Source organism: Pseudomonas sp. QE6 (genome assembly GCF_041379005.1).
GTDB lineage: Bacteria > Pseudomonadota > Gammaproteobacteria > Pseudomonadales > Pseudomonadaceae > Pseudomonas.
The window spans coordinates 2,176,427-2,199,676 of sequence record NZ_CP166873.1; the positions used below are offsets into that span (position 1 = coordinate 2,176,427).

Genomic DNA, 23,250 nt, shown 5'->3' on the forward strand with positions numbered 1-23,250 from the left:
TTCGCCCCTCGCAGGGATGACACGGGACAAGCGATCCATGAGCGAAAACACGCCCTCCAGCAGCCAAGACAGCACTCCCACGCCACCGGCAGCCCAGGCCACGCGCCGCGGGCCGCTGATCGCCATCGGCGTGGTCGCTGCCGTGCTGGTCGCCGGCGGCCTGGCCCTGGCCTTCGGCCTGATTCCGGCTTTCCACTCCGCGCCGGTCGGCACCCTGGAAGCGCCGGAGAGTCCGGAGGTTACCCGCGATCTCATGCGCCCCGACGCCCTGATCGAGAGCGCCTCGCTCAGCCAGTTGCCCAAGGCGGTGCTGGAAGTGCCGCTGCTGCGCGACGTGCTCACCGAAGACTTCGTCTTCTACTACGAGAACAACGCCGATCGCCTGGGCCTGACCGGCACCCTGCGGCGCATCGTCTACGAGCACGACCTGACCCTGAAGGACAGCGTGATCGAGGAACTGCTCGACCAGCCGGCCCAGGTCGCCCTCTGGCGCGGTGCCGACGGCCGCCTACGCGACTTCATGGTGGTCCTGCGCCGTGGTGGCCTGGCCAAGCTCCTGGAGCCGCTGGCGAAGGTCGCCGCCGACGATAGCCAGCTCAAGAAGGTCTCGGAAATCCAGGTGAAGGGCGCTGCCACGCCGGTCTACAGCCTGCGCTACGGCGCCGAGAAGAGCGTGCTGTTCGTTTCCCGTGGCGACCAGATGCTGGTGCTGTCGAATCCGAAGATGCTGTTCACCGCCGCCGATGAAAGCGGCTTGGGCGAGCCGGACGCCGCCATTGCCAAGGACCTGGGCACCCTGCTCGAGGGCGAGCCGCTGTTCGCCAAGGACTTCGCCCTGGAGCCGCGCGGCGAGCTGAAGCAGCGCATCACCCTGGGCGCCAGCGTGCTCGCCATGGGCTACCAGCGCTTCATCCCGACCTTCGCCGGTGTGCGTTTCGAGCAGGACAAGGAGGGTTGGCACAGCTACCTGGCGCTCAGTGAAGTCGCCCGCCAACCGGAGCTGGATTTCACCTCCGTGTGGCAGGCCATGCCCATGGGCGCCAGCGCCTGCGTGGCGTTGCCGGTGACGCCGGGCCTGTATGACAACCTGCTGGTGAAGCTGGGCGCCGAGCAGAAGATGGCCGCGTCCTTCTCCGAGCACCTCTCCGGCGCCGCCGGCCTGTGCTGGTATCCCGATTCGCGCCTGCACTCGCCGCTGCTCGCGGTGAAGCTCGACGCCCCCGCCAGCCCCGAGCTGGACGAGCAGCTGGGCAAGCTGTTCGGCAGCATGATCGGCGCCTACGAGGCCAATGTGGAGGGTGGCGCCTTCGAGGTGGAAAGCCGCGCGGAGGGTGACGGTCGCCTCTGGCAGCGCCAGGTCAGCTCGCGCTTCGGCCAGTATCCGGCCAGCGAGGCGGAAAATCCCGACCAGGTCAGCGGCAACGGCTTCTTCCGCGTCAGCCTGCTGCGCGATGGCAACACCCTGCTGTTCTCCATCGACGACAAGCTGCTGGACAAGGCCCGCAACACCCTGGCCAAGCGCTTCCCGCCGTTGGCCGACGTATTGCCCAAGGACGCCCTGGTGCCCGCGTACCTCGCGCCCAAGACGCTGTCCGAACTGCTCCAGCGCGAAACCCTCGACAGCCTGCCGCAGGACATCGAGCCGGTGTTCCGCAACGCTGCCGACACGCTGCTCCTGCCGCGCCTGAAGACCCTCGCCGGCAATGGCTCCTACGCCCTGACCCTGCCGGCCGGCAGCGGGCCCAGTGGCGCATGGCAGTGGCTGCCGCTGGACTGGAAGGCGCTGTGATCGGAAAGCCACTGACACTGCTCGCCGGTCTGCTGGTCGCCACGCTGGCGCACGCGGCGGAGCCGGCGCTGGATGCGCAGCAGACCCAGGTGTTCCGCGCCTGGTTCGTGCGCATCGCCGAGGAGCAGCTGCGCCGCGGCCCGAATCCGCGCTGGTACCAGCAGGACTGCGCGGGCCTCGTGCGCTTCGCCGCCAACGAGGCGCTGAAGGTGCACGACGCCAAGTGGCTGCGCGCCAACGGCATGTCCAACCGCTACCTGCCTCCGGAGCTGGAACTGTCCGACGCGCAGCGCAATCTGGCGCAGACCTGGCAGCAGGGCGGCGGCAAGACCGGCCCCTACGTCAATGCGATCAAACTCATTCAATACAACAGCCAGTTCGTCGGCCGCGACCTCAACCAGGCGCGGCCGGGCGACCTGATGTTCTTCGACCAGGGCGATGACCAGCATCTGATGATCTGGATGGGCCGCGACATCGCTTATCACACCGGCACTCGTACGGCGACCGACAACGGCATGCGCTCGGTCAGCCTGCAACAACTCATGACATGGAAGGACACCCGATGGATACCCGACGAATCCAATCCCAACTTTATCGGCGTCTATCGCTTGTCCTTCCTGACCCGATGAACGCGCTGCGCGGCGTGGCCGCTGCCCTGGCCTGCGTCGGCCTGTTCGCCGCAGCGCCCGTACTGGTGCAAGCGGATGACGACGTCCCGGCCAGCGGCTACACGCCCATGGCTGGCGAGTCGTTCTTCCTGCTCGCCGACTCGAGCTTCGCCTCCGACGAAGTGGCCAAGGTGCGCCTGGAAGCGCCGGGCCGCGATTATCGTCGCTACCGCATGGAGCCCTACGGGGGCGCGGATATCCGCGTCTATCGCATCGACCAGCCGCTGGACTTCCTCAAACGCCAGAAGAACCTGCACCGTGTGCTGTCCGAAGGGCAGTTCAAGGGCGAGGGCCTGTCCAACACCCTGGCCTACCTGTGGGACAACTGGTACCGCAAGTCGCGTCGGGTGATGCAGCGGACCTTCTCCTACGAGTCGCGCCAGCAGGTCACCGCCGTGGTGCCCGAGCTGAAGATGGGCAACGCCATCGCTGCGCCGACACCCTATGACGCGCAGCCGCAGTACGCGCCGATCCCGGGCCTGCCGATGGTCAGCCAGTTCCGCTACCCGCTGTGGGACGCCAAGCCCATCCAGCCGCCGAAGGACGTGACCCTGATGGGCTCCTCCAGCGAGTTCATCAACGTCGCACCGGGTAACGTCTATGTGCCGCTGGGCAAGCTGAAACCCGGCCTTTATCTGGTCGAGGCGCTGGTCGGCAAATACCGTGCGACCACCGTGGTGTTCGTCTCCAACAGCGTCGCCGTGAGCAAGATTGCGGGCAACGAGCTGCTGGTGTGGACCGCTCGCAAGCATGAAGGCACGCCGGTGGCCGGCGCCAAGGTGCTGTGGACCGACGGCCTGGGCGTGATGAGCAGCGGCAGCAGCGATGCCGATGGCCTGCTGCGCCTGCAGCACGTCAGCCCAGAGCGTTCCTTCGTGATCGGCGAGGACGAGGAGGGCGGTGTCTTCGTCTCCGAGAACTTCTATTACGACAGCGAAATCTACGACACCAAGCTCTACGCCTTTACCGACCGTCCGCTCTACCGTCCGGGCGACTGGGTGTCGCTGAAGATCGTCGGCCGCGAGTTCAAGAACTCCCGCGAATCGCAGGCGCCGCAGAGCGCGCCGCTGCGCCTGTCGGTGATCGACGCCGCCGGCACCACACTGCAGACCCTGGACCTCAAGTACGACGCCAAGAGCGGCACCAACGGCCGCTTCCAGCTGCCGGCCAACGCCGTGGCCGGAGGCTACGAGCTGCGCTTCGACTACCGCGACCAGACCTACAGCAGTGCCTTCCGCGTTGCCGAGTACATCAAGCCGCACTTCGAGATTTCCCTCGACCTCGCCAAGCCGGACTTCAAGACCGGCGAGCCGGTGAAGGGCAACCTGATCCTGCTCTACCCGGACGGCAAGCCGGTGGCCAACGCCCGCCTGGAGCTGAGCCTGCGCGCCCAGCAGCTGTCCATGGTGGACAACGAACTGCAGTACCTGGGCCAGTTCCCCGTGGAGCTGTCCAGCACTGAGATCACCACCGACGACCAGGGCCGCGCCGCGCTGGAGCTGCCGGCGGCGGAGAAGCCCAGCCGCTACATGCTCACCGTGTTCGCCAGCGATGGCGCCGCGTACCGGGTGAAGACCAGCAAGGAAATCCTTATCGAACGCGGCGCCGCGCGCTACCGCGTGAGCGCGCCGCAGCGCTTCAGCGCCGCCGGCGACAAGGTCGAGTTCAGCTACACCGCGGAGCAGCAGACGCAGATCCAGCCGACCGCCTACCGCTGGCTGCGCCTGGAAGACCGCAGCAGCGGCGACGGCGCGGTGCAGGGCGGCAAGTTTTCCATCACCTTCGACAAGCCCGGCACCTACAGCGTCGAGCTGCGCGACAAAGCCGGCCAACTGCTCGGCGGCACCGGCCACTCGGTCAGCGGCGACGGCGTGAAGACCGTGCCGGGCACCGTGGAAATCGTCCTCGACAAGGCCGAGTACAAGGCCGGTGAGGAAGCCCTGGCGCTGATCACCTTCCCCGAACCGGTGGACGACGCGTTGCTCTCGCTGGAGCGCGACAAGGTCGAAGCCACCGCGCTGCTGTCCAAGGGCGGCGACTGGCTGAAGCTGGAGAAGCTCAACCCGACCCAGTACCGCGCGCGCATTCCGGTGAAGCCGGACTTCTCGCCGAACCTGACCTTCTCCGTGCTCTACACCCGCAGCGGCGACTACAGCTTCCAGAACGCCGGCATCAAGGTCGCCGTGCCGCAGGTGGACATCGCCGTCAGCACCGACAAGGAACGCTACGAGCCGGGCGAGACGGTGACCGTCAACCTCGATACCACCTACGCCGGCAAACCGGTCTCCAGCCACCTCACCGTGAGCGTGGTGGACGAGATGATCTACGCGCTGCAACCGGAGATCGCCCCGGGCATCGACCAGTTCTTCTACCACCCGCGCCGCAACAACGTGCGCACCAGCGCCAGCCTGTCGTTCATCAGCTACGACGTCGCGTTGCCCGGCACGCCCAGCGCCCCCGGCCGCGCCAACCGCAGCGAGCGTGGGGTGAAGGTGCTGGAACGCCCGCGCCGCGAGGAAGTGGACACCGCCGCCTGGGAACCGGAGCTGGTCACCGATGCCAACGGCAAGGCCCGGTTCAAGTTCCGCATGCCCGACTCCCTGACCCGCTGGCGCATCACCGCCCGCGCCATGGATGACGAAGGCCAGGTGGGCCAGAAGAAACAGTTCATCCGTTCCGAGAAACCGCTGTACCTGAAATGGAGCGGGCCGAAGCGCTTCCGCAGCGGCGACGCGCCGGACCTGGGGCTGTTCGTGTTCAACCAGGGTGAACAGGACACCAAGGCCGAACTGCTGATCCGCGCCAACGGCGAGGAGAAGACCCAGGCGCTGGCGCTCAAGCGCGGCGTCAACTACATCGCCCTGCCGCAACAGCCGCTCAGCGATGGCGACTGGAGCGTGGAACTGCGCCAGGACGGCCAGGTACGCGACAGCCTCGGCGTCCACTTCAGCCTGGTGGCCGACAGCTGGCAGGTGCTGCAGTCCAAGCCGCTGCAGGTGAACGCGCAGAACACCCCGCTGCAACTGCCGGCGGATGCCCGCGACGTGACCCTGCGGTTGGACGACAGTGCCCAGGCCCTGCTGCGCGGCAACCTCGATTCGCTGCTGAACTACCCCTGGGGCGGCGTCGAGCAGACCGCCAGCCAGCTGCTGCCGCTGAGCATCGCCTACCCGATGCTGGCCAATGGCGAGCCGCGCGTGCGCGACCGCCTGCGCCTGATCATGCAGACCAGCCGCCTGCGTCTGGTGCAGATGGCCGGCCCGGATGCCTACTTCACCTGGTGGGGCGGCGAAGACAACGACGCCTTCCTCACCGCCTACGCCTACTACGCCGACTGGTACGCCAGCCGCGCCCTGGAAATCCAGTTACCGCCGGATCACTGGCAGCGCGTGCTGGAGCTGTACTCCGCCCGCGCCAGCGCTACGCCGCTGTTGCAGCGAGCGCTGATCCTGGCCTTCGCCCGCGACATGCAGCTGCCGGTGCAGACCCTGGCCAGCGGCCTGCTTGCCGACCTGCAGAACGTCGGCACCGGCGAGACGTCGAAGTCGGTAAACGACTTCGACAGCGAAGACAGCCTGGTCATGGGCCAGCCGGACTCCGAACTGGGGTTGGCAGTTGCTCGTGTACTGACGGCGAGTCTGGCCGAGCAGAGCAAGCTCGCATTGCCGCCAGGCTTCGCCAAGCAGCTGGATGCCGCGCGCCTGACGCTCAATACCAGCGAGCAACCGTTCGCCCGTGCCGTGCAGCTCTACAGTGGCTCGCTGGACGCCAATCGCGCCCGCTCGCTACTGCTGAGCCTGGCGCCTCAGCAGTCCACCATCGAGCGTGCCCTGGCTCTGGCCTGGATGCAGCGTGCCGTGGCGGCCGCGCCGGCTGCTGAACTGCCCAAGCCGGTGGCCGGCTGGAAGGAAGGCCAGAGCACCACGGGCGATGCGTTCTGGAAATGGCAGGGCGGCGGCGTTCCGGCGCAGCTCGACCTGACCGCCGCACCGTCGCGCCCGCTCAATGCCTCCATCACCTTCCGCAGCGCCGAAGCGCCGGCCAGCCAGTTGCCGGTCACCATCAAACGCCGCTTGCTGCGCCTGGTGCCGGGTGAAGAAGCCTTTGCCTTCAACGCCGAGGAGTTGGGCGACAAGCCGCTGTCCAGCGACGAGCTGTACCTGGACGAAGTGACTCTCACCACCGATCAGGCCCAAGCCCTGCGCTACGGCATGCTGGAAGTGCCGCTGCCGCCGGGCGCGGACGTCGAGCGCACCACCTGGGGCCTGCAGATCAGCGGTCTGGGCGGCGCCGAGGCCACCAGCCTGGAGCGCGCGCGCAACGAGCCGGGCGACCTGTTCTACGGCGTGCCGGTGGATACCCTGGGCGGCGAGCTGCGCTTCCGCCATCTGGTCCGCTTCTCGCAGAAGGGCAGCTTCGTGCTGCCGCCGGCGCGCTACCAGCGCCTCTACGCGCCGCAGGAGCAGGCGCTGGAGCAGCAGCCGGCCCTGGCGAAGATCAAGGTCCAGTAAATGCGCGTGCGCTTCGCCGGGCTGATCCTGCTGTTGCCGTTCTGCGCCTTTGGAGCGCAGGAGCCGGCGCAGCTGGCCTGGCGCACCACGCAGGGTGACGAACTGCTGCGCCTCGCTCCGCAGCGGGTGCTCGATCGCCAGCCATTGACGGCTGAGCTTCGCGCGCCGCTGGGCAGCCTGTGGAAGCTGTTCGTCTACGCCTGGCTGAACGACACCGGTCAACAGGAGCCGGCCTACCACTGCCGTGGCGAGAGCAAGGAAGAGGTCTATTGCTGCAGGGCCGGGCAGAGCGTCGAGCGCGACGCCGCGCTGGTGAAGTCCTGCGGGCTGTATTTCCAGCCGCAGCGCCTGGGCATCGACGACGCTGTCTGGCAGCAGTACTGGCAGGCGCGTCATGCGCCGACCTGGATCACGCAACTGGATCATCTGGGGCCGCAGACCGAAGTCCCGGTCGCCGAGTTGCTCGACCAGCTTCAGCACCTGCCGGCCCAGGAGCAGGCGCAGAAGGTGCTGCTCGATGTCAGCCTGGCCGCCGATGACGGACGCGCTCCGGCCGCACTGGGCGGGCGCTTGCGGGTGAAGACCTGGAGCTGGGAAGAAAACGGCAGGCGCGAAGGCGGATTCGCCGGCTGGTTGGTGGATGGTACGCCGCTGTGGGCGCGTGGGCCGGGCACCAGCAAGACCGTGCTGGCGACCTACGGCAATGCCATCGGCGCCGCGCTACCGGCGCCCTGGCCCCGTGATCCGGGGCGTTGCGTGGAGGTCAGCCTGTTCAGCCGCTATCCGCTGAAAGAGGTCTACGACGCGCGTAACCAGCCCGCCGCCGAAGGACTGCTGACGGGGCGACAGAATGTGCTGTTCGCCAATGGCGTGCGGCTCGACGTGAACAGCAGCGGCGACCTTTTCCTTGAGCGCGATGCGCAGGGCCCGCACCTGACGGCCCGCCTGTCCCGCGAGGAATACGTTGCCCGCGTAGTCGACCGCGAAGCTTCCGCCACCCCGCCGGAAGCGGCCAAGGCGCTGGCGGTGACCATTCGTACTTACCTGTTGCAGAACGGCGCGCCGCGCGGCGACTGCCTGAGCATCGATGACAGCAGCCAGCGCCAGCGCGTGGCGCCGCGCCCGGCCAGCGAGGCGGCGCGCGGCATCGCTGCCTGGACCGCCGATCTGGTGCTGGCCGGCGGCACCGTCACCTATCATTCCGACGAGGCGGGGCCGTCGAAGCTGTCCTGGCGCGACGCCCAGAAACAGGCCGCCACGGGGTTGCGCTACGACGCCATCCTCGCCCGTGCCTTCCCACGCACCAGCCTCAGCCGCTGGAGCAGCCCGGTGGCCGCCTGCCAGCCATTGCCCGAGGCGGAACGTTGGCTCAAGACGCAGCAACGCAGCTGGCGCCCGCGCCTGGATGGTGAGGCAGGCTATGAAGAATTGCACTCCTTCGCCGTATGCCGCCTGAGCAGCGGCCGGCCCTACGTCGATCGCGAACGCCAGCGCATCTTCGTACGCGGCCTGTACTCCCAGCAGGACCGGCTCGACCTGGCTCATGAATACCTGCACCTGGCTTTCCAGGCGCACCCCAATGGACAAGACGAGGGCTACGTGGAAAGCCTGGCCCGTCGCCTGATACTGGAATGATCGTCATGAAACTCGCCCATGCGCTCCGCCTGTCCCTGCTCGCCAGCCTGATTCCGCTGGGCGCGCAGGCCGCCGAATCGCCGATCCACATGGATACGCCGCTGGGCGGCTGGCGCGCGGGTGACGGCGACAAGGCCGACTTCCGGCAGACGGTGAACTACCCGGCGTCCTCGGTGAATTCGCGCTCGGATCAGTCCGACACCGCGCGCATTCGCGGCGAAATCCGCGCCCTGCCGAAGGACAGCAAGGAGCCGGCACGGTTGGTGGTCAATGGCGTGGCCATGCCGATGCGGGTCGAAAGCGACGGCAAGTTCGATCGTCCCTTTGCTTTCCCCTCGGGCTCCAACAGCGTCGAAGTCATCAGTCCGGACGGCCAGCAGCGCAAGCGCGTACAGTTCTACCACGGCGGCGGTGGCGGCGAGGTGCCGGCCAAGCTGCGGGTCATGCTGTCCTGGGACTCGGACAACACCGACCTCGACCTGCACCTGGTGACGCCCGATGGCGGGCACGTCTGGTACGGCAATCGCTCGCTGCCCAATGGCGCCGCCCAGGACGTCGACGTGACCACCGGCTATGGTCCGGAAATCATCGCCAGCCCGACCCCGCTCAAGGGCCAGTACCTGGTCTACGTGAACTATTACGGCGGCGGTTGGAGCGAGGACGAGAGCTCCGGTGACGTGAACGCGGCCAAGCCGCTGACCACGGCGCAGGTGACCATCGTCACGGAGGAGGGCACGGTGAACGAGAAGCAGGAGTCCTTCCTGATTCCCATGCGCCAGCCGGGTGAGCTGACGCTGGTGAAGCGGTTCAGTTATCCCTAACGACCGGAACGCTTTCGTAGGAGCGGACTCCGTCCGCGATGGGCTCCGCCGTCATGGCACTGGCGGATAGCCTGTTTCGGGTTATCCGCCCTACATGCTGCTTCGGGTGAGATTTTTTGCGCCGCTTCGGCGTGCGCGCGACCTTCTTGTTTCGCCCCCTCGGGCGACCTACGTTGGCAAGCGACCCAAAGTGGGCAAAGGTCTCGCCCCTCCATCCGGTTTTTCGCCTAGGCGAAAAATACCCTCGTCGAAGCGCAGTTTCAGGGGCCCGCCGCGAAGGGCCATCCCTGGTCCATTGCGGCTCTCGCGGCATCCATGCCGCTCAACCCCTGAAACTCCGCTTCAACGAGGCCTCCTGAAAGGGGTATCCGGAGCGTTGGGATACTTCTCTGGAAGTCTTCAAGAGCCAAGAGCCAAGAGCCAAGAGCCAAGAGCCAAGAGCCAAGAGCCAAGAGCCAAGAGCCAAGAGCCAAGAGCCAAGAGCTTGAGCCGAAGCTCGATGCGCTTTTCGTAGGAGCGAGCTTGCTCGCGAACTGCTGCGCTGCGAATTCCCTTGTAGGGGCGGGTCATGCCCGAAAACAGCGCCTATCGGCACTGCTGAAAGTCAGGCCTTCTGGTCCGCCTGCCAGGCGTCGATCACTTCCTGTGCTGCGCGGAAGGCGTCGATGGCCGCCGGGACGCCGGCATACACCGCGCAATGCAGCAGCGCTTCGCGAATCTCCTCCACCGTGCAGCCGTTGTTCAGCGCGCCGCGCACGTGGCCTTTGAGCTCCTGCGGGCACTTGAGCGCAGTCAGCGCGGCCAGGGTGATCAGGCTGCGGGTCTTGCGCGGCAGGCCGTCGCGGTTCCAGACGCCGCCCCAGGCGTGTTCGTTGACGAACTCCTGCAGCGGTTGGGTGAACTCGGTGGCATTGCCCAGGGCGCGGTCGACGAAGGCGTCGCCCATCACTTCGCGGCGAACCTGCTCGCCGGCCTTGCGGTTGTCGGTGCTCATCCCTACTCCTGGTCGAGGCTTTCCAGGCGCACCGGCGCGGTGCCGGAGCGCAACATGTTGAGTTGTTCGGCAGCGGCGCGCGATAGATCGATGATGCGCCCTCGGCCGAAGGGGCCGCGGTCGTTGATCCGCACCACGACGCTGCGGCCGTTGTTCAGATTGGTGACTTTCACCCGTGTGCCGAAGGGCAGGGTGCGGTGCGCGGCGGTCAGGGCGTTGAGGTTGAAGCGCTCGCCGCTGGCGGTGCGCTTGCCGTGGTGTGCCTTGCCGTAATAGGAGGCGGTGCCCTCGGCGCGGTAGCCGCGGCCGGAGACGCCCGAGTCGCGCTCATACGATGGGGTGCTGCAGCCGGCCAGAAGGGCCAGTCCGGCGAGAAAGAAGAAGGTTGGGAGTGAACGCCACATGATGGAGCTTCCAGAGGACGAATTACCCGGTGCTGGAGGCGGGCCTCGCTGACATCCTTGTCGCAGCACCGAGGGGGCCATCCCTGGCCGGTCGTTCGCCGGGCCAACGCAAGCGTTGGCACTCTTCTGGAAAAGAAGGGCGATTTAACCTTCGAGCTTTTTCTTCAGCAGTTCGTTCACTTGGCCGGGGTTGGCCTTGCCTTTGGAGGCCTTCATGGCCTGGCCGACGAAGAAGCCGAACATCTTGCCGCGCTTGGCTTCGTCGCTGGCGCGGTACTGTTCGACCTGCTCGGCGTTGGCCGCCAGCACTTCGTCGAGCATCCTGTCGATGGCGCCGGTGTCGGTGACCTGCTTCAGACCCTTGGCTTCGATGATCGCATCGGCCGAGCCTTCGCCCGCCGCCATCGCCTCGAAGACCATCTTGGCGATCTTGCCGGAGATGGTGTTGTCCTTGATGCGCAGGATCATGCCGCCCAGGTGCTCGGCGGAAACCGGCGATTGCTCGATCTCCAGGCCGTCCTTGTTGAGCAGGCTGGAGAGCTCGCCCATCACCCAGTTGGCCGCGAGCTTCGCGTCGCCGCAGATGCCCTGTACCTGTTCGAAGTAGTCGGCCATCTCGCGGCTGGCGGACAGCACGCTGGCGTCATAGGCGGACAGGCCGTACTGGCTCTGGAAACGCTCGCGCTTCTGGTCCGGCAGCTCCGGCAGGTTGGCGCGCAGTTCGTCGAGGAAGGCACGCTCGATCACTACCGGCAGCAGGTCCGGGCAAGGGAAGTAACGGTAGTCGTTGGCTTCTTCCTTGCTGCGCATGGAGCGCGTTTCGTCCTTGTTCGGGTCGTACAGGCGGGTTTCCTGCACCACCTTGCCGCCATCCTCGATCAGGTCGATCTGGCGCTGCACTTCGTGGTTGATCGCCTTCTCGATGAAGCGGAAGGAGTTCACGTTCTTGATTTCGGCGCGGGTGCCGAACTCGGCCTGGCCCTTCGGGCGCACCGACACGTTGCAGTCGCAGCGCAGCGAGCCCTCGGCCATGTTGCCGTCGCAGATGCCCAGGTAGCGCACCAGCGCGTGGATCGCCTTGACGTAGGCCACGGCTTCCTTGGCGCTGCGGATGTCCGGCTCGGAGACGATCTCCAGCAGCGGAGTGCCGGCGCGGTTCAGGTCGATGCCGCTCATGCCGTGGAAGTCTTCGTGCAGGCTCTTGCCGGCGTCCTCTTCCAGGTGCGCGCGGGTGATGCCGACGCGCTTGACGGTACCGTCTTCCAGGGTGATGTCGAGGAAACCCTTGCCGACGATGGGATGGTCCATCTGACTGGTCTGGTAGCCCTTGGGCAGGTCCGGATAGAAGTAGTTCTTCCGGGCGAAGACGTTGCGCTCGGCGATTTCGGCGTTGATCGCCAGGCCGAACTGGCAGGCCATGCGCACGGCCTCCTGGTTCAGCACCGGCAGGGTGCCGGGCATGGCCAGGTCGATCAGGCTGGCCTGGGTGTTCGGTTCGGCGCCGAAGGTGGTGGCGCTACCGGAGAAGATCTTCGATTGGGTGGAGAGCTGTGCGTGGATTTCCAGCCCGATTACTGTTTCCCATTGCATATCGTAATCCTTCCTCAGAACCCGGCCGGTGCTTGTTTGTGCCAGTCGCTGACCTGCTGGTACTGGTGCGCGACATTGAGCAGGCGGCCTTCCTGGAAGTATGGCGCGAGCAGCTGGACACCCACCGGCAGGCCGTCGACGAAGCCGGCGGGCATGGACAGGCCCGGGATGCCGGCGAGGTTGGCGGTGATGGTGTAGATGTCTTCCAGGTACTGGGCGACCGGGTCGTTGTTCTTCTCGCCCAGTTTCCAGGCCGGGTTCGGCGTGGTTGGGCCGAGGATCACGTCGACTTCGGCGAAGGCGCTGACGAAATCGTTCTTGATCAGGCGACGAATTTTCTGAGCCTTCAGGTAATAGGCGTCGTAGTAGCCTGCGGAAAGCGCGTAGGTGCCGACCATGATGCGGCGCTTCACTTCGGCGCCGAAGCCTTCGGCGCGGGAACGCTTGTACAGGTCCTGCAGGTCCTTCGGATCCTCGCAGCGGTAGCCGTAGCGAACGCCGTCGAAGCGCGACAGGTTGGAGCTGGCCTCTGCGGGGGCGATCACATAATAGGCTGGGATCGCGTGCTGCATGTTCGGCAGGGAGATGTCCTTGACCACTGCGCCGAGCTGCTTGAGCTGCTCGACCACCTTCATTACCGCGTCGGCGATGCGGCTGTCGAGGCCGGCGCCGAAGTATTCCTTCGGCAGGCCGATGCGCAGGCCGGTCAGCGGCTTGGCCAGGGCGGCCAGGTAATCGTCAACCGGTTGGTCGACGCTGGTGGAGTCCTTCGGATCGAAGCCGGCCATGGCGCCGAGCATCAGCGCGCAGTCCTCGGCGGTACGAGCCAGCGGGCCGCCCTGGTCGAGGCTGGAGGCGTAGGCGATCATGCCCCAGCGGGACACGCGGCCGTAGGTCGGCTTGATGCCGGTGAGGTTGGTCAGCGCGGCCGGCTGGCGGATCGAGCCGCCGGTGTCGGTGCCGGTGGCGGCCGGGATCAGGCGCGCGGCCACGGCAGCGGCGGAACCGCCGGAGGAGCCGCCCGGCACGCGGGAGGTGTCCCAGGGATTCTTCACCGGGCCGTAGTGGCTGGATTCGTTGGCCGAGCCCATGGCGAACTCGTCCATGTTCAGCTTGCCCAGGCTCACGGTGCCGGCGTCCGCCAGGCGCTCGACGACGGTGGCGTCGTAGGGCGAGACGAAGGCGTCGAGGATCTTCGAGCCGCAGCTGGTACGCACGCCCTGGGTGCAGAACAGGTCCTTGTGGGCGATCGGCGCGCCCAGCAGGGCACCGGTCTCGCCTTTGGCGCGCCGCTCGTCGGCCGCCTTGGCCTGGGCCAGGGCGTTTTCTTCGGTGACGGTGATGAAACTGTTCAACTGCGGGTCGAGCTGCTTGATGCGCGCGAGCAGGGCAGTGGCCAGTTCCTGGGCGGAGAATTGCTTGTCGGCGAGTCCGCGGGCGACTTCGGCGAGGGTCAATTGATGCAGCATATGTCCGTGTCCTTCTCGCTTACTCGATGACTTTCGGGACGAGGTAGAGCCCGTCTTCCACGGCCGGCGCGATGGCTTGGTAGGCGTCGCGGCGGTTCTCCTCGGTGACGGCGTCGGCGCGCAGGCGCTGCGTGGCTTCCAGCGGGTGGGCCAGGGGCTCCACGCCGTCGGTGTCGACGGCCTGCATGGCGTCGATCAGGCCGAGGATGTTGTTCAGGGTGTCGGTGGTACGCGAAATGTCGGCTTCCTCCAGGCCCAGGCGGGCGAGGTGGGCGATCTTTTCCACGTCGGAGCGTTCAAGCGCCATCGGGGTCTCCAGCTAGAGCGGCCCGGTTCGAACTGGACCTGGCCGGAAGGAATTTGTGGGGCAGGGAACAGAACCCGCGGCGGACGGTCGAAGGCCGCTGGGACGGGCCTGCGGGCCCGAAAAACGAGGAATCTAGCATAAATTGCCGCCTTGCCCAAAACCCCCGTCATTGTTAGAGTTTGCCGCACTTTTTTACCCGCGCATTTTTCACCCACGCTCCACCTACGGGTTTCTTTCCAATGTTCAAAAAACTGCGTGGCATGTTTTCCAGTGATCTGTCGATCGATCTGGGCACTGCCAATACCCTTATTTATGTGCGCGAGCGCGGCATCGTCCTGAACGAACCGTCCGTGGTCGCCATCCGCAGCCACGGCAGCCAGAAGAGCGTGGTGGCCGTCGGTACCGAAGCCAAGCGCATGCTCGGCCGTACCCCCGGCAACATTGCCGCCATTCGTCCGATGAAGGACGGCGTGATCGCCGACTTCAGCGTCTGCGAGAAGATGCTGCAGTACTTCATCAACAAGGTTCACGAGAACAGCTTCCTGCAGCCCAGCCCGCGCGTGCTGATCTGCGTGCCGTGCAAATCCACCCAGGTGGAACGCCGTGCCATCCGTGAATCGGCCCTGGGCGCTGGCGCCCGTGAGGTGTACCTGATCGAAGAACCGATGGCCGCAGCCATCGGCGCCGGCTTGCCGGTGGAAGAGGCCCGTGGTTCCATGGTCGTCGACATCGGCGGCGGCACCACCGAGATCGCCCTGATCTCCCTCAACGGCGTGGTCTACGCCGAATCCGTCCGCGTCGGCGGCGACCGCTTCGACGAAGCCATCGTCACCTACGTGCGCCGCAACTACGGCAGCCTGATCGGCGAATCCACCGCCGAGCGCATCAAGCAGGAAATCGGCACTGCCTTCCCGGGCGGCGAAGTCCGCGAAGTCGACGTCCGCGGCCGCAACCTGGCCGAAGGCGTACCGCGCAGCTTCACCCTGAACTCCAACGAAGTGCTCGAAGCGCTGCAGGAATCCCTGGCGACCATCGTCCAGGCGGTCAAGAGCGCGCTGGAACAGTCTCCGCCGGAACTGGCTTCCGACATCGCCGAGCGCGGCCTGGTGCTGACCGGTGGTGGCGCGCTGCTGCGCGATCTGGACAAGCTGCTGGCCCAGGAAACCGGCCTGCCGGTGATCGTCGCCGAAGACCCGCTGACCTGCGTGGCTCGTGGCGGCGGCAAGGCGCTGGAAATGATGGACCGTCATTCGATGGACCTGCTTTCCACCGAATAAGGTGGGGAGTCCTGTAGAGGTCGGTTGACGTTTCGTCCAGGCGGGTGAAACTTCAACCGACTTTGCACAGCTAGGAGCCGGTCATCAAACCGATATTCTCCAAAGGGCCCTCGCTGGGCGCGCGCCTGTTGGTGCTCGCCGTCCTGTCGGTCGCCTTGATGGTGGTCGACGCCCGCTTCGATTATCTGAAACCGGTACGCAGCCAGATGGGGCTCGTGCTGAGTCCGTTCTATGGTATCGCCGACTTCCCCGTGCGCGCCTGGGAAGGCGTACGCGACCAGTTCACCAGCCGCAGCGAACTGCTCGCCGAGAACGAGCGCCTGAAGGCCGAGCAGTTGCTGATGCAGCGCCGCCTGCAGAAGCTGGCCACCCTCACCGAACAGAACGTGCGCCTGCGTGAGTTGCTCAACTCCTCCGCCCTGGTCGACGACAAGGTGCTGGTAGGCGAACTGATCGGCGTCGACCCGAACCCCTTCACCCAGCGCATCCTGATCGACAAGGGCGAGAAGGACGGCGTGTTCCAGGGCCAGCCTGTACTCGACGCCAGCGGCCTGATGGGCCAGGTGGTCGAGGTGATGCCGTACACCGCCCGCGTGCTGCTGCTGACCGACACCACCCACAGCATTCCGGTGCAGGTGAACCGCAATGGCCTGCGCGCCATCGCCGTGGGCACCGGTAACCCGGAGCGTCTGGAACTGCGCTACGTGGCCGATACCGCCGACATCAAGGAAGGCGACCTGCTGGTCAGCTCCGGCCTGGGTCAGCGCTTCCCGGCGGGCTACCCGGTGGCCACCGTCAAGGAGGTGCTGCACGATACCGGCGGGCCCTTCGCCACTATCCGTGCCGTGCCGACCGCGAAGATGAACCGCAGCCGCTATGTACTGCTGGTCTTCACCGACAGTCGCACCCCCGAGCAGCGCGCCACCGATGCCGCCGAGGCGCAGGCCGAGGCCGACCGCAAGGCCGCCGAATCCACGGCCCAGCCTGGAGCAGCCGCTCCGGCACAGGACGCCGCTCATCCCGCCACTCCGGCGTCGCAGCCGGTGCATCCAGCCGGTGCGAATGGTGCCGCGCCTGCAGCTCCGGCAGCCCAGGCTCCGGCGCAGCCCGATGCAAGGAGTCGCCACTGATGGCCACCCAAGGCTCGCGAAACGGCTGGGCGATCTGGCTCAGCCTGCTCCTGGCGCTGTTGCTCTCGGTGGCGCCGATGCCCAGCTTCATGGAAATTGGCCGTCCGCTCTGGCTGGCGATGTTCCTGACCTACTGGGTGCTCTACCTGCCGCACAAGGTCGGCATGCTCAGCGCCTGGGTGCTGGGGCTCGCCGAAGACGTGCTGTACGGCACCCTGCTGGGGCAGAACGCGCTGATCCTCAGCCTGATCATTTTCCTGGTGCTTTCGCTGCACCAGCGTTTGCGGATGTTCCCCATCTGGCAGCAATGCCTGGTGTTGCTGGTGGTGTTCGGCCTGGCGCAACTGGTCCAGCTGTGGATCAGCGCACTGACCGGCAACCGTCCTCCGACCCTGGTGTTCCTGCTGCCGGCGCTGGTCAGTGGCCTGCTCTGGCCGTGGGTCTATACGTTGCTCCGGGCCCTGCGTCTGCGCCTGAACATCAACTGAGGCCCCGCTGCGGGGCGTTTCGTCGGGGCTGGCGCCAGTCGCGCCGGACCGGCTTCGGGAGTCTCTGATGTCCCAGTTGTACCTCGCTTCCAGCTCGCCGCGCCGCCGCGAGCTGCTGACCCAGATCGGCCTGCCGTTCCATATCGTGCCCGCCTCCGTCGACGAGACGCCGCAAGACGGCGAGCCGGCCGTCGCCTATGTCGAGCGCCTGGCGCGCGAGAAGGCCCTGGCGGGGCTGCATTTCCTGGCGCAGCGCGCGGATGTCTGCGTGCTGGGCGCCGATACCGCCGTCGTGCTCGACGGGCGCATTCTCGGCAAGCCGGCCGATCGCGCCGAAGCGCTGGGCATGCTGCAGGCGCTGTCCGGCCGCGAGCACGAGGTGCTCACCGCGTTGGCCGTGGCCAACCGTGAACGCTGCGAGGCGAAGGTGGTCAGCAGTCGCGTGACCTTCCGAAGCGTTTCGATGGAAGAGGCCGAGCGCTACTGGGACACTGGCGAGCCCCATGACAAGGCCGGTGGCTATGCTATCCAGGGGCTCGCGGCGGTGTTCGTCAGTCGTGTGGAGGGCAGCTACAGCGCCGTGGTCGGCCTGCCCCTGTGTGAAACTGCTGCATTGCTGGCTGACTTCTCCATCCCTTGCTGGCAGTCTTGATCACGAAGTAGCGCTGCCAATTCCCGGCGCGATAAGGAAGGGCGCATGAGCGAAGAGATCCTGATCAATATCACGCCGATGGAATCGCGCGTGGCGGTGGTGGAGAACGGCGTCCTGCAGGAGGTCCACGTCGAGCGCACGCTGCGCCGCGGGATCGTCGGCAACATCTACAAGGGCAAGGTCGTGCGCGTGCTGCCGGGCATGCAGGCGGCCTTCGTCGATATCGGCCTGGAGCGCGCGGCCTTCATTCACGCGGCGGAGATATCCACCCGCGAAGGTAGCGCCGTGGAGAGCATCAGCGCCCTGGTGCACGAAGGCCAGAGCCTGGTGGTGCAGGTCACCAAGGACCCCATCGGTACCAAGGGCGCGCGCCTGACCACCCATCTGTCGATTCCCTCGCGCTACCTGGTCTACATGCCGCGCACCAGCCACGTCGGCATTTCCCTGAAGATCGAAGACGAAGTCGAGCGCGAGCGCCTCAAGCAGGTAGTGGCCAAGTGCGTCGCGGCAGAGGGCATCGTCGAGCAGGGCGGCTTCATCCTGCGCACCGCCGCCGAGGGGGCCGGGGAGGACGAGATCCTCGCCGATATCCGCTACCTGCGCCGCCTATGGGACCAGATCGCCGCACAGATCCAGACCGTCGGCGCGCCGACCCTGATTTACGAGGACCTGTCCCTGGCGCTGCGCACCCTGCGCGACCTGGTGAATCCGCGCATCGAGAAGATCCGCGTCGATTCCCGGGAGAACTTCCAGAAAATCACGCAGTTCGTCGAAGAGCTGATGCCGGAAATCGCCGATCGCCTGGAGCATTATCCTGGTGAACGGCCGATCTTCGACCTTTACGGGGTCGAGGACGAGGTGCAGAAGGCGCTGGAGCGCAAGGTCCTGCTCAAGTCCGGCGGTTACCTGATCATCGACCCGACCGAGGCGATGACCACCATCGACGTGAACACCGGCGCCTTCGTCGGCCATCGCAATCTCGAAGAAACCATCTTCAAGACCAACCTCGAGGCCGCCACCGCCATCGCCCGCCAGCTGCGCCTGCGCAACCTGGGCGGGATCATCATCATCGACTTCATCGACATGGAAGACGAGGAGCACCGCCGCCAGGTCCTGCGGACCCTGGAGAAGCAGCTCGAACGCGACCATGCCAAGACCAACATCATCGGCATCACCGAGCTTGGCCTGGTGCAGATGACCCGCAAACGCACCCGCGAAAGCCTGGTGCAGGTGCTCTGCGAGCCCTGCCCGAGCTGCCAGGGGCGCGGCATGCTGAAGACCGCCGAGACCATCTGCTACGAGATTTTCCGCGAAATTCTCCGCGAAGCCCGCGCCTACCAGGCCGATTCCTACCTGGTGCTGGCCAACCAGAAAGTGGTCGATCGCCTGCTCGATGAGGAGTCGGGCAACGTCGCCGACCTGGAAGTCTTCATCGGCCGCACCATCAAGTTCCAGGTCGAGGCCATGTATTCCCAGGAACAGTACGACGTTGTCCTGCTTTGAGAGGCAGGTCCCAATGTCCTGGCTTTATACGGAATGCCGCTCTGGAACGGGCGGTTGCGGAGCTTTCGCTGGCGCACACTGTCAGACGGGGTTCGCTACTGCATGGCTGGGAGCCTGCACGATGACCGTTTACCTTCTGCCACGAGCGCCGTCCTGACATGGGGCGCCTGTTCGCTGCGTCGCTGCGCGTGCTCCTGGGGCTGCTGGCCCTGGGGCTGGTGCTGCTTGCGCTGTACGTTAGCCTGGGGCGCCAGCTGGTGCCGCTGGTGGCCGAGTACCGTGACGAGCTGGTGCAGAAGGCCAGTGCCCAGCTCGGCCTGCCGGTGACCATTGGCGGGCTCGAAGGTCACTGGCAGGACTTCGGCCCGATCATTGAGGTCCGCGACATCCAGCTGGGCGCTGGCAACGATGCACTGCGCCTGGAGCGCGTGCGCCTGACGCCGGACCTGCTCGGCAGCCTGATGGCGCGCCAGCCGCGCATCGACAGCCTGGAGCTGGAGGGCCTGCAGCTCACCCTGCGGGAAGACGAACAGGGGCAGTGGCATGCCGAAGGGTTGCCCAGCCACGGCGACAGCGACCCGCGCAAGCTGATCGACCTCCTGCTGGCCCCGAGCCGCCTGTCGCTGATGGACAGCCAACTGACGCTGCTGCCGCAGGGGGCACAGCCCCTCTCGCTGAGTTATGTCGGCATGACGCTGCACAGTGGCAGCCGTCAGCACCTCGACGTGCGTATGACGCTACCGGGCGGCGAGCCGGTAGCGGCCCGGCTGGATGCCCGCCTGAATCGCGACGATTGGCGGCAGAGCTCGGCGCAGGCCTACCTGAGCCTGCCGCAGACGGATTGGTCGAAGTGGTTGCCCGAGCGCCTGACCGGTGCCTGGAGGCTTTCCGAGCTCAAGGCGGGCGGCGAGTTCTGGGCGCGCCTCGAAAAAGGCCTGCCGGTATCGGGCGTCGCGCGCCTCAACGCGCCGTCGGTCAAGGCTGCACTGGGCGAGCAGAAGCCCGTCAGCCTGAGCGATCTGGGCGTAAGCCTGTATTACCAGCGCAATGGCGATGACATCGACCTGCGCGTTGCCGACCTGGCGGCCAACCTGGGCGATGCCCGCTGGGGTGAGGTGGAACTGTCGCTGACGCGGCGGATGAAGGGCGAGGAGCACTGGCAACTGCAAGCCGACCGCCTGGACCTGACCCCGCTGGGCCCGGTGATCACCGCCCTGGCGCCATTGCCGGACGCCGCCATCACCTGGTTGCAGGGCCTGAAACCGCACGGCGTGCTGCACAATGTCAATTTCGACTACTGGCCGCAGCGCGCCGGCGCCGAACGCGTCGCCTACGCCGCCAACCTGGAGAAGATTGGCGTCAGCGCCTTCCATGACGTCCCCGCCGTGGCCAACGTCGACGGCACCTTCAGCGGCAACCTTGGCGGCGGCACCCTGGATGCCAATGCCCAGGACTTCATGCTGCACCTGGCGACCCTGTTCCCTGAGCCCTGGCGCTACCGCACCGCCCACGCGCGGTTGTTCTTCCAACTGAACGATGAAGCCTTCACCCTCGGCAGCCACCTGATGCGGGTCGAGGGCGAGGAGGGCAACCTTGCCGGTGACATGCTGATCCGGCTGATGCGCGATCCTGCGCAGGAAGACTACATGGACCTGCGCGTCGGCATGAGCAACGGCGATGCGCGTTTCACCAGCAAATATCTGCCCACCGTCATTCCGCAGATGAGCAAGGACCTTGCCGCCTGGCTCAAGGGTTCGATCAAGAGCGGGCGCATCGAGCAAGGGTACTTCCTCTGGCAGGGCTCGTTGCAGAAGGGCGCGGCGCCGGAGGCGCACGCGATGAGCCTGTATTTCAAGGTCCACGACGGCGTGCTCGACTACCAGCCGGGCTGGCCGGGGCTGAGCAAGGCCGAAGGCGAGGTGCGGGTCGAGGACAGCGGCGTGAGCATCACCGCGCGCTCCGGCCAGATCCTGCAAAGCCAGGTGCGCGATGTGTCGGTGGAGATTCCCCATGTCCCGAGCGGCGAGATTTCCCACCTGCACGTCGACGGCGACATCGACAGCAGCCTCGACGACGGCCTGAAAATCCTCCAGGACTCGCCCATCGGCACCCAGCGCACCTTCGAGGGGTGGAGCGGCGACGGCAAGCTGGCAGGCCACCTCAAGCTGGATATCCCGCTGGCCAAGGAACAGGCCCGGCAAGCGCGGGTCATCGTCGATTTCGCCACCGAGTCCGCACGGCTGAAGATCGCCAGGCCCGAGCTTAGTCTGGAACAGCTCAAGGGCAAGTTCCGCTACGACACCGACAGCGGCCTGAGCGCGCAGAACGTCTCGGCCCATGCCCTGGGAGCCCGGATCACCGGCAGTATCCGCGCCGAAGGACGCAACGGCGATCCGCGTACCCGGGTATTGGTGGGGGGGCAGATGCCGATGAAGGCGCTGCTGGACTGGGGCAAGGTGCAGAAGCAGTTGCCGATCGCCGGCCGCGTGCCGTTCCAGCTCAATCTCCTGCTGGCGGGCAAGGACAGCCAACTGCAGGTCGCCTCCAACCTGCAGGGCGTCACCATCGATCTGCCGGCGCCTTTGGGCAAGGTGGCCACCGAGACCCGTGACAGCGAATGGCGCATGACCCTCGACGGCGCCGAGCGGCGTTACTGGGCGAGCTATGGCGATCGCGCCAGCCTGGCCTATGCCGCGCCGGCGGACAAGCCGCTCGCCGGACGGGGCGTATTGCGCCTGGGCGGCGATCCGGCGGTGTTGCCGAACTGGAATGGCGTGCAGATTCGCGGCCGCATCGATGAAGTGGATGCCGATGCCTGGCAGGCCGTCGCCAGGAAGTACGCCAATACCGGTGTCGAAGGGGCGTCCGGCCTGCTGCGCGGCGCCGATCTGCAGATCGGGCACTTCAAGGGCTTTGGCCAGAGCCTGGACAATCTTGGCGTCGACCTCGCGCGGGTCGACAGCAGCTGGCAGCTGGGTCTGGCCAGCTCGCTGGTGTCCGGCAAGATCATCCTGCCCGATGGCGGCAGCCGGCCCATCCAGGTCCAGCTCGATCGCATCGATCTGCCCAAGGGCGAGGCCATCGACTCTCCCGGCGCGGTGGAAGCGCCCGATCCCATGGCCAACATCGACCCGCGCTCGTTGCCGGCGATGGATGTGTCGATCCGCCAGGTCAGCAAGGCCGGCAAGCCGGTCGGCGCGTGGAGCTTCAACCTGCGGCCGACGCCCACCGGCACCAGCTTCAACAATGTGGCGCTCGACCTGCGCGGTCTGGAGCTCAAGGGCACCTTGCGATGGGACGGCGTGGCCGGTTCGTCGCGCAGCAGCTTCAATGGGCGCCTGGACGGCAAGAACCTCGCCGATGTGCTCAAGGCCTGGGACTTTGCGCCCAGCGTCACTAGCGAGCGCTTCCGCGTCGACATCAACGGCAACTGGCCGGGATCGCCCGCCGCGCTGAACCTGCGGCGCTTCGGCGGCAGCATCGATGCGAGCCTGCGCAAGGGCCAGTTCATCGAGGTAGAAGGTGGTGCCAACGCCCTGAGGGTATTCGGCCTGCTCAACTTCAACGCCATCAACCGCCGCCTGCGCCTGGACTTCTCCGACCTGCTGGGCAAGGGCCTGAGCTATGACCGCGTGAAGGGCGTGCTCACGGCCACCGATGGCGTCTACTTCACCCGCGAGCCGCTGCGCCTGGACGGTCCGTCGAGCAACCTGGAGCTGAACGGGACGCTGGACCTGGCCCATGACCAGATCGATGCCAAGCTGCTGGTGACCTTGCCGGTGACCAACAACCTGCCGCTGGCGGCCCTGATCGTCGGGGCTCCCGCCGTGGGCGGCGCGCTGTTCGTGGTGGACAAGCTGCTGGGCGACAAGGTATCGCGCTTCGCCAGTGTGCAGTACAGCGTGAAGGGGCCGTGGCAGAGCCCGACCATCGCCTTCGAGAAGCCTTTCGAAAAGCCTCATTGAGCCGCTCAATCGAGCACAAAGCCTGGGCTTCGGTTAGCATGAAACCC

General features: G+C 66.4%; 16 protein-coding genes. 11 read left to right on the forward strand and 5 right to left on the reverse strand.

Annotation, left to right across the window (positions count from 1 at the left end; translation table 11 throughout):
* Nucleotides 1-37: 37 nt before the first annotated feature.
* Genes ACAW63_RS09985 through ACAW63_RS10005 form a run of 5 tightly spaced genes read left to right on the forward strand, consistent with a single transcriptional unit; the run spans nucleotide 38 to nucleotide 9,424 of the window.
* Nucleotides 38-1,789, forward strand: a complete 1,752-nt coding sequence (locus tag ACAW63_RS09985) for a DUF2138 domain-containing protein (RefSeq protein ID WP_371233379.1) — start codon at nucleotides 38-40, stop codon at nucleotides 1,787-1,789.
* Nucleotides 1,753-2,418, forward strand: coding sequence for a DUF1175 domain-containing protein (locus ACAW63_RS09990; RefSeq protein WP_371233381.1), 666 nt, complete (start codon nucleotides 1,753-1,755; stop codon nucleotides 2,416-2,418). The genes ACAW63_RS09985 and ACAW63_RS09990 overlap by 37 nt, the downstream gene beginning before the upstream one ends.
* Nucleotides 2,415-6,968 (forward strand): alpha-2-macroglobulin, encoded by a 4,554-nt coding sequence (locus tag ACAW63_RS09995; protein ID WP_371233382.1) that lies wholly within the window; start codon nucleotides 2,415-2,417, stop codon nucleotides 6,966-6,968. The genes ACAW63_RS09990 and ACAW63_RS09995 overlap by 4 nt, the downstream gene beginning before the upstream one ends.
* The gene (locus tag ACAW63_RS10000) at nucleotides 6,969-8,603 is read left to right on the forward strand and encodes a DUF2300 domain-containing protein (protein ID WP_371233383.1); all 1,635 of its coding nucleotides are present in this window, start codon (nucleotides 6,969-6,971) and stop codon (nucleotides 8,601-8,603) included.
* Nucleotides 8,604-8,608: 5 nt separating this feature from the next.
* The gene (locus ACAW63_RS10005) at nucleotides 8,609-9,424 is read left to right on the forward strand and encodes a YfaP family protein (RefSeq protein ID WP_371233384.1); all 816 of its coding nucleotides are present in this window, start codon (nucleotides 8,609-8,611) and stop codon (nucleotides 9,422-9,424) included.
* A 604-nt stretch (nucleotides 9,425-10,028) separates the two neighbouring features.
* Here the strand turns inward: ACAW63_RS10005 and ACAW63_RS10010 are convergent.
* The 5 genes from ACAW63_RS10010 to gatC all read right to left on the reverse strand — a co-directional run bounded on the left by ACAW63_RS10010 (nucleotide 10,029) and on the right by gatC (nucleotide 14,188).
* A complete protein-coding gene (locus ACAW63_RS10010) occupies nucleotides 10,029-10,418 on the reverse strand; it encodes a carboxymuconolactone decarboxylase family protein (protein ID WP_371233386.1) in 390 nt (129 codons plus the stop codon).
* 2 nt (nucleotides 10,419-10,420) lie between these two features.
* Nucleotides 10,421-10,822, reverse strand: coding sequence for a septal ring lytic transglycosylase RlpA family protein (locus ACAW63_RS10015; RefSeq protein WP_371233388.1), 402 nt, complete (start codon nucleotides 10,820-10,822; stop codon nucleotides 10,421-10,423).
* 144 nt (nucleotides 10,823-10,966) lie between these two features.
* On the reverse strand, nucleotides 10,967-12,412 hold the full coding sequence (gene gatB, locus ACAW63_RS10020) for an Asp-tRNA(Asn)/Glu-tRNA(Gln) amidotransferase subunit GatB (RefSeq protein WP_371233390.1): 1,446 nt from the start codon (nucleotides 12,410-12,412) through the stop codon (nucleotides 10,967-10,969).
* A 14-nt stretch (nucleotides 12,413-12,426) separates the two neighbouring features.
* Nucleotides 12,427-13,881, reverse strand: coding sequence for an Asp-tRNA(Asn)/Glu-tRNA(Gln) amidotransferase subunit GatA (gene gatA, locus ACAW63_RS10025; protein ID WP_371233391.1), 1,455 nt, complete (start codon nucleotides 13,879-13,881; stop codon nucleotides 12,427-12,429).
* A 19-nt stretch (nucleotides 13,882-13,900) separates the two neighbouring features.
* The gene (gatC, locus tag ACAW63_RS10030; protein WP_331318075.1) at nucleotides 13,901-14,188 is read right to left on the reverse strand and encodes an Asp-tRNA(Asn)/Glu-tRNA(Gln) amidotransferase subunit GatC; all 288 of its coding nucleotides are present in this window, start codon (nucleotides 14,186-14,188) and stop codon (nucleotides 13,901-13,903) included.
* 239 nt (nucleotides 14,189-14,427) lie between these two features.
* On the opposite strand from gatC, the gene mreB reads away from it, so the two are divergent.
* The 6 genes from mreB (at nucleotide 14,428) to ACAW63_RS10060 (ending at nucleotide 23,203) form a co-directional block, all read left to right on the forward strand.
* Complete coding sequence (gene mreB, locus ACAW63_RS10035; protein ID WP_017518164.1) at nucleotides 14,428-15,465, forward strand: rod shape-determining protein MreB; 1,038 nt, start codon at nucleotides 14,428-14,430, stop codon at nucleotides 15,463-15,465.
* 131 nt (nucleotides 15,466-15,596) lie between these two features.
* Entirely contained in the window at nucleotides 15,597-16,595 is a 999-nt protein-coding gene (gene mreC / locus ACAW63_RS10040; RefSeq protein ID WP_371233392.1) for a rod shape-determining protein MreC, read from the forward strand.
* A complete protein-coding gene (gene mreD, locus ACAW63_RS10045; protein ID WP_207883617.1) occupies nucleotides 16,595-17,083 on the forward strand; it encodes a rod shape-determining protein MreD in 489 nt (162 codons plus the stop codon). The genes mreC and mreD overlap by 1 nt, the downstream gene beginning before the upstream one ends.
* A gap of 67 nt (nucleotides 17,084-17,150) precedes the next feature.
* Nucleotides 17,151-17,735: a nucleoside triphosphate pyrophosphatase gene (locus tag ACAW63_RS10050; protein ID WP_371233394.1), complete on the forward strand. Its 585-nt coding sequence runs from the start codon at nucleotides 17,151-17,153 to the stop codon at nucleotides 17,733-17,735.
* 45 nt (nucleotides 17,736-17,780) lie between these two features.
* A complete protein-coding gene (gene rng, locus ACAW63_RS10055; RefSeq protein ID WP_275610342.1) occupies nucleotides 17,781-19,238 on the forward strand; it encodes a ribonuclease G in 1,458 nt (485 codons plus the stop codon).
* 158 nt (nucleotides 19,239-19,396) lie between these two features.
* Entirely contained in the window at nucleotides 19,397-23,203 is a 3,807-nt protein-coding gene (locus ACAW63_RS10060) for a YhdP family protein (protein WP_371233396.1), read from the forward strand.
* The last annotated feature ends 47 nt before the right edge of the window (nucleotides 23,204-23,250 follow it).